Source organism: Streptomyces sp. NBC_01077 (assembly GCF_045162855.1).
In the GTDB taxonomy this organism is placed as follows: domain Bacteria; phylum Actinomycetota; class Actinomycetes; order Streptomycetales; family Streptomycetaceae; genus Streptomyces.
In genome coordinates, this window is the sequence record NZ_CP108669.1 from 9,769,643 (window position 1) to 9,785,229 (window position 15,587).

Here is a 15,587-nt window from a genome sequence, read left to right on the forward strand (position 1 = left end):
GAGCGCCATGAACATGTTGAAAAAGTTGCTCACCGCAGGCAGCACCCTGGCCTTCGTTCTCTGCTTCAACTTCTTTCTCTTCCGCGCCGTCGGTGACCCCAAGCAGGACCTCGCGCGCAACCCCAAGCTGTCGAAAGCGGCACAAGACGCCATCATCGAGCAACGCGGCCTCGACCAGAGCCAGTGGATTCAGTTCAAGCACTATGTGGCGGACACCCTCTCCGGCGATCTCGGACGCTCCTTCGTCACCAACCGGCCCGTAGTCGAAGAACTCATCGATGCACTCCCCGACACCCTGCTCATCGTCGGTGTAGCCACCGTGCTCGCGTCCCTCATCGGCCCCTGGATCGGTCTCCACGCGGGTTGGAAGCGCGGGCGAACACAGGACACCCTGCTCACGCAGAGCTCCGTGGTCCTGTACGCGATACCCGTCTTCTGGCTCGGCATGCTGCTGATCGTCGCCTTCGCCCAGGCCATCCCTCTCCTACCGACCGGCCACGCCACGGAACCAGGATCAACCGCAAAGGGCATGGCACACGCAGTCGACATCGCAAAACACGCCGTACTACCGATCACGACACTGACCCTCGGGCTACTGGCCCAGTACTCCGTGAACATGCGCAGCTCCGTCGTCACAGCCATGCAAGAGGACCACATACTCACAGCCAGAGCAATCGGCCTCCCACCACGAACCATCAGGCGACGCCACATCCTGCGCAACGCCCTCCTCCCTGTCGTCACCGTCATCGGACTCAACCTCGGCTTCGTCCTCGGCGGCGCCATCACAGTAGAAGCGCTTTTCTCCTGGCCAGGCATCGGAACTCTCACGATGCAAGCCATCCAAGGCAAGGACTATCCCCTGCTTCAGGGCCTGTTCCTGCTCTCCTCAGCAATGGTCATCCTCATGAACGTGGCCACTGACCTCATCTACAGCCGTCTCGACCCCCGCATCAGGAACTGACCGGAGACTGCCATGAGCGAATCCTCAGAACCCCGTCAGCTCCTTACCTTCACGGAAGAGCAACGCGCCACAGCCCAAAAGATCCTTACTGCGAATCGACGAGGACCCATCGGAAGGATGGCCCCAGCCACTCTGTCAGTGATGCGCGACGCACGCGGAGCAATAGGCGGAATCATCCTGCTTCTGTTCGGCGTGATGGCCCTCCTGGCCCCCATACTCGCGCCGCAAGACCCGAACGCGGCATCGTCGTTCTCAAGCGAGATCCTTACCGGACCATCGGCACACTACTGGCTCGGCACCGATGAGAACGGCCGCGACGTCCTGTCCCAACTCCTTCTGGGATCACAAGCATCCATGCTCGTGGGACTCGCCGCCGCGTTCGTATCCACCGTCATAGGAACCGCCGTCGGCATAGCCTCGGCCTGGTTCGGCGGCGCCATGGACCGTGCGCTGAGCATGCTCGACGACTGGTTCCTCGTCCTTCCTCTCATTCCCGTAGCCGTCCTGGCCGCCGCCCTGCTCGGCAACCGGGCATCCTCCGTACCCCTTGGGCAAACAGGCGTCCTGATAGCCGTGATAGGCGTCTTCGGCTGGGCCGGCACCTCGCGCATCGTCCGAGCCGAAGCCCTCTCCCTCAAGAGCCGTGCCTACGTGGAACGATCACGCGTCCTGGGAGCCAGCCACCTACGCGTAATCCGCCAACAGCTCATCCCCAATCTACTGCCCCTCGTACTCGCCAACTCCGTCATCTACGTCTCGCTCGCCATCCTGACCGAGTCAACGCTCTCCTTCCTCGGCCTCGGAGACCCCAACCGATACTCCTGGGGAGGAATGCTCGAATCCGCGCAAAGCGCAGGTGCTCTGACATCAGGTGCCTGGACCTACTTCCTCCCACCAGGCCTGTGCATCGCCCTCGTAGTCCTCGCATTCTCACTCGTCGGACACGCCATCGAGCACCGCATCGATCCTCGGCTGGGAGAACAAAAATGAACCGACCCGGCGCAACCGAGACCCTGCTCTCCATCCGCGGGCTGACCATCACCAGCAGAACCGTCCCCGGAGCCACCCTCGTCAATGACATAGACCTCGACATCCAAAAGGGCCGAGTCCACGGACTCGCAGGCGAATCAGGCTGCGGGAAGTCCACCACAGCACTCGCCATCATGGGCCTTCTCCCGCCAGGACTGCATCGGACAGCGGGAGAGATCCACCTCGCCACCCCTGCCGGCCCCCGCCCATTGCACACACTCTCCCCACGAGGCATGCGCTCGATCCGCTGGAGACGCATCTCCATGATCTTCCAAGGCGCGATGAACGCCCTCGACCCCGTCATGCGCGTCGGCGAGCAGATCCACGAAGCCATCCAGACCCACGAACCGGAACTGGACCGCCCCGAGACGAACCAACGAGTCGGCGAACTCCTGCAGCAAGTCCACCTCAACCCCGCCCGGGCCCGGGACTACCCTCACCAATTCTCCGGAGGGCAACGGCAACGACTCATGATCGCCCTCGCCCTGGCCTGCCGTCCCGACCTCATCATCGGAGACGAACCGACCACGGCCCTGGACGTCATCACTCAACGCCAGATCCTCGACCTGCTGCACGAGCTACGGAAAGACCTCGGGCTCTCCCTTCTGCTCATCTCACACGACCTCTCGCTGCTGAGCGAGGTGTGCGACGACATCACCGTGATGTACGCAGGACAAGTCGTCGAACAAGGGGCGCCCCATCACGTATACACGAACCCCCGGCACCCCTACACCGAGCGTCTCCTGGCAGCGCTGCCGACTTTTGGCCCTGTCCGACAGATACCGACTCCCATCCCAGGCCACCCCCCAAGCCCCCTTGAACCACGAGGCGCCGGCTGTGCGTTCGCCCCCCGCTGCCACCGGGCCGACACCCTGTGCACTACCACGGAGCCAGCCTTCCACGAGGGCGTGACACCACACCACACGGCACGCTGCCACCGCCCGAGATAGGACCTCGACATGCTCAGCGCAGACCGCCCTCTGTTCGAAACGCACGGCCTCGGTGTCGAGTACGTCGCACGCACAGCCTCCGGCACCGTTACAGGCCTAGCCGACATCGACATCCAGTGGAACAAGGGAGAAATCCTCGGATTGCTCGGAGGTTCAGGCAGCGGTAAGACCACACTCGGGCGGACCCTCGTCGGGCTGCAACAACCGACTACAGGCGACGTGACCTATCAGGGACAACCCCTGAGCAGAGCACTGGCCGCCCGCTCCTTCCGCCGCGATGTACAGATGATCTTCCAGGACCCATATCAATCCTTGAACCCGCGCCGCACCGTCGGGCAACAGGTAACGGAGGGACTGGACATCCATCGGATCGGCACACCAGGACTGGAACGAACAGCCCTTGCGGTCGCTGCGCTGGAACAGAGCGGACTCACCCCCGCTGACCGCTACTGGCATTGCCACCCGCATCAACTCTCCGGGGGGCAACGGCAACGAGTGGTCATCGCCGCAGCCCTCGCGCTGGGTCCTCAGGCACTCGTGTGTGACGAGCCGGTATCCGCGCTGGACGTCTCGGTCCGCAGCCAAGTACTGCAGGTACTCAAGCAACTCCGCTCAGATCACGGGATAGGCCTGCTCTTCATCACGCATGATGTCGGACTCGCATGGGCCCTCTGCGACCGGTTGGCTGTCCTACATCAAGGGCAGCTCGTCGAATGCGGTGCAACCGAGGCGGTACTGAAAGATCCTCAGGCGTCGTACACGCGCGCGCTTCTGGCAGCCATGCCACGGCCGCTGCGACACGGTTGAGCAGACCTCAACACAATCCCGACTCTGATCAGGATGCCACACGAGCGGATCTGCAACCGCAGCAGAGCGCTATGGGAGCAATCGACTCATGGGTGCTTCACCTGGTATCTGCCGGGGCTCATTCTGCAGTACGCAGAGTAATGGAAACTTCCCGGCGACTCGTCGGCCGGCACTGGGTAGCCTCAGCGTGATCACTGATAGGGCCTGAGGCCGGATCGAGCCGTGAACGCCGCCGAGGTGTGGCGTAGGCAATGTGGCCCACGACCACCGAGCCATTGAGGTGCCCGACGAAGTGTCGTACTGGCCCGCGCTTCGACAGGACGTGCCCCGCGAGAATCGAGACGGGCAACCGCGGCGCGAACCCCTGCAGGGAGCGAGACCACAGCAGCCGCTCACCTTGGTCGCCAGCCTCGGCGGGCGTACGCCGGGGATTTTCAGCCGGTGAGTCGTCGGGGTGGGGACGGCCTTGGCGATTGATGTGAGGTTGTCGGGGGTGCAGGGTGTTTTTCTGGGGACGCGGGAGGTCTTGATCCGGGCGGTCGCTCTGTCCACCGGCTGTCTCGGGCGGGAGTGTGCCCGGGCGGCGCATTTCTGCGCGATGGCGGGGTCCTTGCCGGGCCTTGTGCGACGCGGCACCGTCTCCGGCTCCCTGGTGCGCCTTGCCGGCCAGGACGGGGACGTCGAGCCGGGTACAGGTGGCGGTGATCCGGTGCTAACGGGCCCCGGCCGGATCATGGGCCGGCCCGGCACCTCGAGTGAGATCCACACGAATGTCCCGTCTGGAGCGGTGATGGCCTGAAGGGTCACGCCGTGCCTGCGGTGCTTGCTCAACGCTGCGGTCAGGCGTGGTACTCCCGGCCGGCCGGAAGCGCTATGACCATACGGATGCAGGCGAGCGGCGCCCGCACCGATGCCGGACCCGACGGCGATGTGCGTGTCGTTCCTGCGCAGGTACACCAGCCGGCCAGAGCACACCGGGACGGCGGCAGCTTGAACCTGCGGTCACCCTCACGGGCGACGATCAGCAGCGTGCAAGCAGCCACAGAGCCCCACCGATGAAGAGCGGAGGCCGAACACCTCACTCAACATCCGTGGGGCTCAGCCCACTCCACCCCCACCCGATAAGTGACCTAGGTTCAAATGCTCACCTATCGACCGGTGTGTTGGTGGGAGCCCAGATTACTCGGGACTCCCACCAACGCGTTGATCTGGGAGGAACGACCCGTAACTTCAACGGGCCGGCCCAGGAGCTCTCGAATCTACGCCGGAGTGGAACAAGAGGGTGTTTCAGTGCGCTGCTTCGTACGCCTCGCGCACTTCGGCGGGCACTCGACCGCGCTCGTTGACCTCGAAGCCGTTCTGCCTGGCCCATTCACGGATCTCGGCGGTGGACGGCCCCTCTACCTGGTTGCGAGGGGAAGTGAGCTTCCTCGCCTTACCGCGCACCCTTCGGCCCGACTTCAGGTACGGGCCCAAGGCATCGAGCAACTGGTCGTAGCTGTCCGGAGAGAGGTCGATCTCGTATTGCACTCCATTGAGCGCAAACGTGTGGGTCGAGCCCTCCTGCGTTTCCTGTCCGGTCAGGTCGTCGATATAAATCGTCACGTGCTTCTGTGCCATAAGGGCAGAGTACACCTTCTGTCGCGCAATGAAACCTCGAGGGAAGAGGAGACTCGAAGAGTGTGATACGAAAGGGTCCTGTGTGCCAGAGAATCAGGACTCTACGCCAAACACCGGTCCGGATTTAGAGCACGGTTACCGATGGTCACCTTGAGGGCTGAGCGCGAGGAGCGCCTTTTATCGGTTATCCCGCGAATGATACGTGATGTGCCGGATGGCCCGGTAATGCGTTCCGATGGGTCGGAGGAAACCACCTAGCGGTAACCAGGTGGCTGGTAGGGCGTGTTTCGAAGTCCTGCCGGATGGCTCGAGTCGACATCGCAGATTGAAGCTCCGCGAACGCAGCAGGCTTCCGTGACAACAGCGGTTGCGAACCAGAAGGAGCCTCGTAGTGGTGCTCTACCGTTCTCAGCCGACGACGCCAACTAGGTTGCCTCTCCGTGCTGTCCGCGACCGGCACGTCGCGTCGGCCGCGGTGCCGCCTCACCTACTCGTAGGTGGCGCTATTCGTCGACATGACGGATGTCGAGTGGCGGTTCATCGAGCTATTGCTGCCTGCCTGTCGATGGGGGCGAGGCGGGCGCTCGGGAGGAGCGCCGCCGGCGGAAAATCGTCGATGCTGTCCCGGCATGTGGTGGGCAACGGGCGTAACGACCCCTAACGAAATGATCTTTCGGCTGGTTGGATGGCTCTGAGATCTTTGATCTGGATCTGCGGGGTGGCTTGGCGGAAGCCGTGGGAAGTGGATGATGGGATCTCGGCGGTGATCGGATCGCTCATTGTCGAGGGTGAAGCGTGGGGTTTGTCATCCGGGGCGGATGTGGCATCCGGGCCGACTGGTGTTCCAGGGCAGCACCTGTTCGTCCTGTATGCCGGGATCGTGTGGGAACGCCTCCCGCAGGAATTGGTTTTCGGATCGGGCCTGACCTGTCGGCGGCGTCTGGCCGAGTGGCCCGAGGCTGGCGCCACGGCTGCCCGAGGCCCTTCTCGCTCGGCTCCGCGGAGCGAACGGTCTGGACCCCTCACGTCCGACGGTCGAGGGCTCTCCCATACGCGAGCGTCTGGCCCGGGCCCTGGGCGTGAAGCCCGTCATCGCCCGACGTGGTGTCCCTTGCGGATCCGGTCTCGGCACCGACCGCTGGATCGTCGAGCAAACGTTCGCCCATCTCTACCGGTTCCGCCGACCACGGATCCGCTGGGAAGTACGCGTCGAAATCCACGAGGCCTTCCTCAGCCTCGCTTGCTCACTCATCTGCCGGCGGCGCCTGCAGTCATTCGGTAGCAGTTCTAACGAGCTGGTGCGTGATAGAGGTGGAGCCGTGTCTGCCTGATCGAGGTCGTGGTCAGGCGTTGGCGGTGCGGCCGGAGACGAGGTCGGCGATGGCCCGGCAGGTGTCGGGCAGAGTCTCGCGCCGGTGGGTCCAGCGGGTCAGCTGCTTCCAGCGTTTGTGGTCGGCGAGTGCGTGCTTGACGGTGATGCGTTTCGATGAGTGTTGGTGCCGGGCTTCCTCTCGGGCGGCATACACGTGCGGGAGGGCGACCTTGTTTGGCTTTCTGGGTGGGGTGATCGCCTGGCCGGGGTGGTCGCGGCGGAGGCCCGGACATCCGTCGTTCAGGAGAAACCTCCACATCGGGGAAGTGCTGGAAACAGACACTGATGCCTTCGTTGCGCGTGGCAGTCGCGTCATGCATCCGCCCTGGCCGCAGGGCATCGGTCCACAATGTGCGGCCCTGGTGGTCTGCGATGACGGTGGCCTTCATCGTGTTCTGCTTCGTCTTCCCTGAGACGAACGCGCCGCGTCCGCCGCGGCCGGCCAAGGGGCGGCGGACCTGGATTTCGGTGGCGTCCAGAAACAGCTTTGTGCCCTCGGCCTGGGCATAGCCGAACGCATCGGCCAGGGTCCGCAGCCGCAGGCCAGGACGGCCGGGGACCGCACATCCCCGCTCGGCCGGAGCCGTCCGTATTTCCCCGATGGCCCGGGTGACAGTGGAACGGCCGGCACTGGACAGCAGAGCAAGGACCGAGTGCGGGAGATCGTGCCGCAGATGGATCAGAGTGGCGACCAGCCGGTCGGCAAACACCAACTGGTACCGGGCGCCGGCACCCGCGGCCCGCTTCCTGGCCCCGCCGCGTGCCTCATGACGACGGCCCTCGGCACCGGCCTGCCACGGGCCGTCCAACTCCGCGACCAAGCAAGCGAGATGAAGCCGGGAGACGCCCGTGAACAACCGATGCACGAGCACCGTCCGACTGACCATGATCGCCACACTCGGATCATGCCACCCACCAGCACGGACGCCTCACCCGCAATCACGCACCAGCTCGTAAGCGGCGGGCTCTGCCGGTCGACTTCCCACAGCATTCCACCGTGTATGCCTTCTTTGTGTAGTGGGAGCGCACGCAGCACCTCGACGACCTCCAGGACGCACTCCGTGATCGCCTTCATCGCAAGGTGGGACGCGTCAACGAGCCGAGCGCAACCGTGACCGGCTCGTAGTCGGTCCGCGCCGCCCGAGACCGCCGCCGTCGTCAACCGAGGGTGGGACGCCGACAAGAAGGTGGGGCCGCAAGCGGCATACCGCGGTCGACGCCCTCAGCCTGCTCTTGGTCGTACCGGTCATGGCGGCCTCGGTCCAGGACCGTGACGGCGCCCGGCCCTGCTCTCGCAGCGGCGGCAGGTCCACCACCGAATGCGGCTTCGTTGACGTGGGCCGTAGTAGAGCACGGTCTGGGTCACGTCGAGAAGGCCGGCGTCCTCGAGTCGGCGCAGGACCGCTTCGTGGAGTCGGCCCCCCACGCCGGCCCGCGACCAGATCGGGAACCGGCGATGCACGGTCGGCCTCAAGACGCCGAACCGGGTGGCAGCGCCCCCAGGCACACCCGCCGACCAGCACGCAGACGATGGCGGCGAACAGCGCCTCATCAGGCGTGTCCTGCGTACCGCCGCCCTGCGGCCGTACCCGAGAAGGCAGGATCAACGGCTCCGTATTCTCCAGCAAACCATCCGGAACAATCCCAGCCCACATGGATGGCTGAGGTCCAGGTGTGGGCTGCGGAGTCGGACGCCGTGTTCGTACAGGTGGCGGGCCGGTTCGCCTAGGCTGATCCGCACTGGCGGCGCGACTATCTGCGGGGTCTGCTGGCGGGTGGCACGGAAGAACGGTTGGCAGCTGGCCGAATACACAGGTCATCGCATCCCGGATGGTTTCCAGAGTCTGTTGAACTCACGTGCGGGGTGTTCGTCGCGTCGCGTAGGCCACGAGCTTGGGACGGGCTTTGGTGGTCTGGGACGCGGATGCGGTCTGTGACGACGTGGGGGAGCATGTCGACGAGCGGATCGGACCGGGCGGTGTGTGTGATCTCGACGACATCGAATTCATCAAGAGGGGATCCACCGCGGCCGGGTCGGCCGACAGTACAGAGGCATCTTGGGGAAGACCGACCACGCCTCGCGATCAACCCACCCATCATGATCAAAGAATGTAGCGACAAGCGCTAGAACCGAAGGAGCAACCGAGCAACCGGTCCGTTGCTCGAGGAGCCAGGTGACGGCGGGGTGATCCAATCGTGGGCTCTGAGCCCGCTCAAGACGAGGAGCGGGCCGCCTCGGCCGAAGCCGGTCAGCACGCTCGGTTCAGCGGTGATCTCGACAGTCAGCTCCGGCCGCGATCCGCCCAATGCGAGTCCGGGCAGGTATCCGACCTGGCAGCCTGCGTCGCGGGCCACGGCCGGGCATCTGATGTATGCAGGCGCGCTGGTCCGCAGTGTCCAGGACACTTCCCGGCCGGGGCGGGCACACACGGCCGTGGCGGACGGTCTTGTCGATTTCCTCGAAGACCCCGCGCACCGCTGATTGGAAGCCAGCAGGCTGGGACTCAGCCTGCTGATGTCGAGGTACGACGCCGACGAAGGTAGCTTGCTATCCCGTGGGTCGGATGCCCCGCGAGTAGGACGATGGCACCTGCGTATGTTCCGGCCACGTCTCCCCAGGCCAGCAGATGTTCATGCTCCGAGTGATCGGCTGAGGCGGAGAGGAGCATGGCCGTGGCGTGCAAGAGGTTGGACGCGATGACGTAGTCGACGAGTGGCCTGTAGCGCAGCGGGTCCCGCGCCCCCCAGACGAGGAAGAAGCCCAGGGGGACGTAGATGGCGAAAAGCATGTGCTCGAAGGCTGGCATTCTGTGAGGTTCGCCCCACACCCACCCCGGTGTGGCGGAGATCACCAGTACCGGGTAGAAGACGGCGTAGCCAAGTCCTGCCACCGTCATGGCTATGCATGACTCCCTTGGTATCGCAGTGCCTTCTAGGCGACTACCCATTCTTTCCTCCGCGCTCTTGTGAGGTATGAGCTGAACTCGGCAGTCCTACTGGATGCCCAGCCACTTCGATACTGGCCGACTAACCTGGTTCGTGACCTGGAGCGATCGGCTTGGCATGGATCAGGTCTGACCAGCCGGGTTCGAGTCCCAGAAGATCGGTTTGTGGAACAGACACCGGATAGCGGCTGGTCGCGCCGTCTCAGGCGCGACCAGCACACGGGTCAACGCGGTGGTGTTTTCACCCGCTCCAACTTCTGGGTTCCGTGGAGAGTCCGGTAGGAACGATCCCAGGTTGCCGTCGCGTTGGGATCGGTGCGATCGGAGAGGACGTAGTAGTCCATTTGGGCACGCTCGGCGGAAACATCCAGGACTCCAAAGCCGTGGGAGTCGAGGTCGACCCACTTCAGATGACGGTTGGCTGCCCGCAAAGCAGTGGTGCCCACAAGAGACACAGTGTGGGGCGGCACCTTCAGGATGTCGTCGATGTTGTCGGACGTCACCGAAGTGACAACGAACTCAGTGGCCACAGAGTCAGAGAAGGGATACGTGGCTGCTTCGAAAGGCACATCACTCGCCCATGCAGAGTGGATGTCACCTGTCAGGAAGACCGTGTTCTGGATTCCGAACTTCTTGAGATGTCCGAGAAGCTCACGGCGATCGGCCGTGTAGCCGTCCCATTGGTCGGTGTTGACCGCCAAGCCTTCCTGCGGAAGACCCAGGAGCTTCGCCAGGGGACGCGCCAGATATGCTGGCAGAGAGAGGAACTGGACGGGTGACATCATGACGGAGTTGCCGACGAGACGCCAGACGCTATTGGACTGAGTCAGACCGGACTTGAGCCACTCCATCTGGGTTCTGCCGGTGATTGTCCGATCGGGAGCGTCCACATCACTTCCTGGACCCCAGTCACCTTCCGCAGAGCGGAAAGAGCGAAGATCCAGCAGGGCGATGTCTGCCAGCCTTCCATAGCGAATCCAGCGATAGGTCGTGCCTGCGACGGACTGCCGGACTGGCATCCACTCGAAGTACGCCTTCTTGGCAGCCGCCATGCGTGTTGACCAGTCGCCCTCGGAAGCGGGTTGATGGTTCTCGGCTCCCTCCGCAGTAGCGTTGTTCGCGAACTCGTGATCATCCCAAATTGCGATGGCGGGCAGCGAGGCATGCAGACGCTGAAGGTCTGGATCGGTCTTGTAAGTGCCGTGTCTCAGACGATAGTCGGCAAGGCTGACGATCTCGTGCGAGGGCTGGTGTGGCCGGACCACTTGATCTCGGGCGGTGTACTCGCCTGAGGCGTACTCGTAGATGTAGTCGCCGAGGAAGAGCACAGCATCAAGGTCACCACGTGCCTCCAAGTGCCTGTACGGGGAGAAGTAGCCGGCCTCCCAGTTGGCGCACGACACCACACCAAGACGAATCCGATCGACCATCGCATCGATGGCCGGGGCCGTGCGGGTCCGGCCCACGGGAGACTCCGCTCCCTGCATGCGGAAGCGGAACCAATATGTGGTCGCGGGCGCGAGACCTCGAACATCGATCTTGACCGTGTGATCGGCCTCAGGCCCTGTGTTTACCGAGCCGGAGGCCACGATGTGAGTGAACTGACGGTCAGTCGCTACGCTCCAGTCCACGACGGCGGCAGGGCCCCGTCCTGAGCCTGGAATAGAATCTGGTGTCGGGGTGACCCTGGTCCACAGCATGATGCCATCGGGCAACGGGTCGCCGGAGGCGACGCCATGCAGGAACACCGGAGCCGTATAGGTCGCATGGGCAACGCCGGGAGCGGTTGCGCAGGACACGAGCGCGACTCCCGTGGCGGCTTTCACGACCGAGCGCCGAGTGGGCTTCGCCGAATTCTGTGTGGTATGCGTCACAGGCGCAGAAATTACCAGTAGGTAACCGGATCGGCATGAGTACACCCTACTCATGCGCTTTCGGCAAATTGCTCATACCCGCAGCGGCTGCTCCCGCTCATCAGCCGGCTTCGGCCAGGCAGGAGATTCCGACGATTGACCCGGTCGGACAGGAGGATCAAGAGGGATCTCAGTCAACCGGTCGGCCAAGTTGTTGATGCTTAGGGCAGCAGGGTGTTGGCGTGGACGCATGCGATGGTGCGAGCGTTTATCCAACAGGAACTAGCGAAAGCCTTGGCGCGGAAGTCTTTTCATCGAACACTTGTCGATCAGTCCGCCGTATCATCCACGGCGGCAAACGTTCCCGTGGCATCGCGGACTCCGCCGGGTGTCACCGGGCACTGGACGTGGAAAGGTCACCGTGTGCCCGGTGACTGCCGGCAACTAGTCGGTCTAGCAGGTTTCAGCACCGGACGGCGTTGTGTAATCGGTGTCGCAGTGGGTGTAGTCCGTGTCGCGACACTGCGTGGCTGATGCGCCGCAGAGCGTCTTTACGAGTGTGAAGAAGCCACACCCGGGATGGGCGGACAGTCCCACTTCTTCGCTGGGAAGCATCTCTAGGTTGGCAATTTCTGGCATGATAGTCCCTATTCGCTCGCGATATACTTCATTTACGGATTTGTGGCTAGATGGCTCATCGGTGACGCCCGAATGCCAGTGGAGGTTCTACACCGGAAGACGGAGACCTGCCTCAGCAACGGCGATGCCCGGACTCGGCACTGCTGCAATAGTGGCAGGTCGGGTTGCTTTCGGCGTGAGTACTCCGCACCCTAGTTCTTCCCGTCGGCAGAAGTGCGATTGGAGTGGCTGCGCATCAGCCCTCGGTTGTCGTTGACCGCTGCGATCGGTGTGGCAAGAGGAGTTCCACAGCATGTCCGTCTCGCAAGTCGATCGCTCAGTTCACATCGGCGACGGCTATTGGTGAAATCCTGGAACCTCAAATGACAGCACAGTGCGCTCCGTGTCAGTAAGGGTCCACCTCTGACAAGCTCGTTCGATGGTGGATCATGGTGGCATGATACGCCGTATTGAACTTACTAATCAGGAGTGGGAATTGCTCGCCCCGTTGAGCTCCCTGTAGTAGTGAGCGGCTTATGATTCCGTGGATCGGTCAACGGCAGCTAAGATGAAGTCTGAGTGGATTAATTTCAATTTAATCCAACTGGCGGTCATTTTCGCCACCCGAGGCACTTGGTGTGCCCAATCAGTACCAGGGCTCGAATGCCCACCCGGTGGCAAAGGGGGTTGGGAAGCTTTCCATCCAGGAGTACCGGACCGAGGTAGATCCTGAAGCCTTTTCGGGGCCCCAGGTGAAGTCGTCAACCCAGACGGTATAGACCTTTGTTGAAGCATTAATCGCGAGTGCTTTCACTTCGCGCTTGTAAGCAAGTTGGTTTCCGTCGTCATCCCGGAGGGTCGCCGTAATGGCAACCTCTTTGGAAGATCCTGATCTATTTTCCACCTCGGTGTAGGCACGATCCGCGGTGGTCCCCGACCACTGAATGCAGCCACGCATCCAGACGTTTTGGTTAATTGTCCAGCTGCTGCATGAAGTTCCGCTAGCCGCCTGAGCGTTTCCAGCGGTAGCTCCGATAAACGCCCCAGCTGCTATCGCCGAGGTGAGCAGTGCCGGAATGATCCTTCTCTTTTTCATGCTCCCAATCCCCTGGTTTGTTGGCCAACACCTCAAGATAATGCTGGAACTCTCTTACCGCGTGAGCACGGAGTACTCGTCTTCGATCAAGCTCTTCGACCTGCACCTGTCGCTGGCCTGGGACCGCGGCACGAACGAGAACACGAACGGGCTGGCGCGGCAGTACTTCGCGAAGGGCACGGACCTGCCCCCGTGGCAGGCGGACGACCTCGAGGCCGTTGCCTTCGCCCTCAACTGCCAGCCCCGCGAACCCTCGGATGGAAGGCACCCGCCGAAGCCCTCACGAACACCCGCTCTCGATCCAAGAAGCGGGTGTTGCAAACGACCGGTTGAGTCCGGATCGCGATCTGGCATCGCTGTGGCGGATGAGCTGGTCCCGCCTGGCGGGCAGGGGTGCATTCGTGGCTGCGACACCACAGCGTCACTCCCCGGGGGCAGGTCGACCAGCCTCAGACCCTGCTTGGCCGAAGCGTGCCAGCCGACGATGAGAGCAGTCAGCCTGGCAAGGCGTCCGAGGCGGGGCCTTGACGGCCTTCTGCTTGTTCTTCCCGGAGACGAACCTGTCCCGGTCTTTACGTCCGGGGCGGCAGGCCGCCGGCCCCGGGTCTCAGTGCCGTCGATGTTGCCGGTCTTCCCGCTCGCACCGAGGTGCTCGACGACCACGGCCAGCGTCCGCAGCCGCACCCCGGGACTGACGGTGCACCCCCCGCTGGGCAAGCAGGGGCCGCACGTCGCCGATGGCGCGGGTGATGGTGGAGCGGTCCACACTGAACCAGCAGGCCAGCACATCGTGCGTGGTGCCGTGACGCAGATGAACGAGGTGGTCAGGAGCCGGTCGATGAACACCAGCCGGGTGCTTCGCACCGGCGCCCTCGGCCCGCTTCCGAGGCCGAGAGTCAGGCCTGTCCTGGTGACACGCATGTCACAACGGACCCGCCTCGGCGATGAGTTCAGCAACCACGTGGGCCGACAGACCCGTGACCCGGCGGTTGCTGATGACCACTGCGCGAGTCGTGTTTCCACCACCTGCCCATGATTACCCATCCAAGGCCCGACGTCTCGCCGGGGCGAGCCCGACCTGATGCCGTTCCTGCCACAACGGGCTGACCTCGGAGACGAGTTCAGCAATCACCGCAGGCGAAAGCCCCGTGATCTACCGGAAAGGCCTGCCAGGGAGCGGTCGACGATATGACGGCTTTCCGTCACAGGAGCCTGGCAAGGACCTCACCATCAAACAGAGATCTGAAACCGGGCCTGCTCCCACCCGAGGCGGCCCGGCGAAAGAGCCATCGCGCGGATGCAAGATCTTTACCTAGCCTGACTCAGCCCCCAATAGGCGCACGTCAACCCCCAGAACCATCCTCACCCTGGAGACTCACCGCTGAAAATGTTCACTGAGGCGTTTTCATCCTGAATAGCTGCAGGTCAGCAGGGTGTGGATGGCCTGAACGATGGTGCTGATGCGGCGGGTGGAGCATCTGGCTCGCCGGAGCAGTCTCCAGGACTTCAGCTGGGCGAAGGCGCGTTCGCCGGGGGCGCGGAGCCGGGCGTGGTCGTGGTTGAACTGCTGGTAGTGGGCGGGCTGTTCGCGGTGGCGGTAGTAGGGGGTGCGGACGGTGGCGCCGGCGCCTTGGTAGGCGCGGTCCGCGAGTACGAGGATGTGCCTGGTGAGGCAGGCCTGGGTGATGCCGTGGGCACGGGCGGCGGTCAGGTCGTGGGTGCGTCCCGGCGTGGCCCGGGAGAACCAGAGCGGTGTGCCGTCCGGCCGGGCGATGACCTGGACGTTCATGCCGTGCTGCTTGTGCTTCTGTGAGTAGTACGCTCGTCCGCCGCGATTCGGTCGGTGGCGATCAGGGTGCCGTCGACGATGACGAAGTCGCCCTCGCCCAGCCCGGTCAGGGCCTCGTGCAGGCCCGGCGCCCACGCCGCGAGGACGTCCAGGGTCTCGTCGACGTAGCGCCAGGCCGTCGCGGTCGAGACGCCGAACCCGGCCGCGAGCTGGGCGAACGTCTCGTTCTTCCGCAGATGGGCCAGGACGAGCAGCGCCTGCTTGAAGCAACCGAGCCGTCTCCACGGCGAGTTCAGTTCACGCCTTCGGGCGAAGATAAGCCAGGAGACATGCTCGACGAGCTCGTACGGGACGTCGAGCATGGAAGGATGCGGAACCAACAGGGCCCCTCGGTCGCCGGTGTGATGAGTGAGATCACCACGCAAACGACCAGGGGCCCTGCCCCGTCACACCCCCGCCCACCAGGTCATTCCACCCTCCCGGCACAGGATGAAAACACCTCACTGAACCTCTTTCATCTTTCATCCTGGCTGGCGGAAAGTGGGCT

At 63.6% G+C, this 15,587-nt stretch carries 9 protein-coding genes and 4 pseudogenes; 5 read left to right on the plus strand and 8 right to left on the minus strand.

The features are described from left to right. The first annotated feature begins 7 nt into the window (after window positions 1-7). The 4 genes from OG462_RS43810 (at window position 8) to OG462_RS43825 (ending at window position 3,747) form a co-directional block, all read left to right on the plus strand. Window positions 8-961: an ABC transporter permease gene (locus OG462_RS43810; RefSeq protein WP_406053705.1), complete on the plus strand. Its 954-nt coding sequence runs from the start codon at window positions 8-10 to the stop codon at window positions 959-961. Window positions 962-1,102: 141 nt separating this feature from the next. Further along, complete coding sequence (locus OG462_RS43815; RefSeq protein ID WP_406053703.1) at window positions 1,103-1,951, plus strand: ABC transporter permease; 849 nt, start codon at window positions 1,103-1,105, stop codon at window positions 1,949-1,951. After that, the gene (locus tag OG462_RS43820; RefSeq protein WP_406053701.1) at window positions 1,948-2,940 is read left to right on the plus strand and encodes an ABC transporter ATP-binding protein; all 993 of its coding nucleotides are present in this window, start codon (window positions 1,948-1,950) and stop codon (window positions 2,938-2,940) included. Before OG462_RS43815 ends, OG462_RS43820 begins: the two co-directional genes overlap by 4 nt. Before the next feature lie 9 nt (window positions 2,941-2,949). After that, window positions 2,950-3,747 (plus strand): ABC transporter ATP-binding protein, encoded by a 798-nt coding sequence (locus OG462_RS43825; RefSeq protein WP_406053700.1) that lies wholly within the window; start codon window positions 2,950-2,952, stop codon window positions 3,745-3,747. Between the two features lie 1,287 nt (window positions 3,748-5,034). On the opposite strand, the gene OG462_RS43830 is transcribed toward OG462_RS43825, so the two are convergent. The 6 genes and pseudogenes from OG462_RS43830 to OG462_RS43855 form a co-directional block, all read right to left on the minus strand. Then, entirely contained in the window at window positions 5,035-5,367 is a 333-nt protein-coding gene (locus OG462_RS43830; RefSeq protein WP_406053698.1) for an Lsr2 family protein, read from the minus strand. A gap of 1,343 nt (window positions 5,368-6,710) precedes the next feature. Continuing rightward, window positions 6,711-7,626, minus strand: a pseudogene (locus OG462_RS43835) (transposase family protein). 388 nt (window positions 7,627-8,014) lie between these two features. Then, window positions 8,015-8,394, minus strand: a pseudogene (locus OG462_RS43840) (transposase); the annotation flags it as partial. Between the two features lie 849 nt (window positions 8,395-9,243). Further along, entirely contained in the window at window positions 9,244-9,636 is a 393-nt protein-coding gene (locus OG462_RS43845; protein WP_406053696.1) for a DUF6632 domain-containing protein, read from the minus strand. 272 nt (window positions 9,637-9,908) lie between these two features. Next, on the minus strand, window positions 9,909-11,612 hold the full coding sequence (locus OG462_RS43850; RefSeq protein ID WP_406053694.1) for an alkaline phosphatase D family protein: 1,704 nt from the start codon (window positions 11,610-11,612) through the stop codon (window positions 9,909-9,911). A 1,189-nt stretch (window positions 11,613-12,801) separates the two neighbouring features. Next, complete coding sequence (locus OG462_RS43855; RefSeq protein WP_406066919.1) at window positions 12,802-13,251, minus strand: hypothetical protein; 450 nt, start codon at window positions 13,249-13,251, stop codon at window positions 12,802-12,804. A 118-nt stretch (window positions 13,252-13,369) separates the two neighbouring features. Here OG462_RS43855 and OG462_RS43860 point away from each other — a divergent pair. Next, a pseudogene (locus tag OG462_RS43860) lies at window positions 13,370-13,584 on the plus strand (IS30 family transposase); the annotation flags it as partial. A 274-nt stretch (window positions 13,585-13,858) separates the two neighbouring features. Here OG462_RS43860 and OG462_RS43865 read toward each other — a convergent pair. Both OG462_RS43865 and OG462_RS43870 read right to left on the minus strand, forming a co-directional pair. After that, window positions 13,859-14,062 carry a transposase family protein gene (locus OG462_RS43865; RefSeq protein WP_406066294.1) on the minus strand — a complete coding sequence of 68 codons (204 nt, stop codon included), beginning with the start codon at window positions 14,060-14,062 and terminating at the stop codon, window positions 13,859-13,861. 594 nt (window positions 14,063-14,656) lie between these two features. Continuing rightward, a pseudogene (locus OG462_RS43870) lies at window positions 14,657-15,461 on the minus strand (transposase family protein). Window positions 15,462-15,587 lie beyond the last annotated feature (126 nt).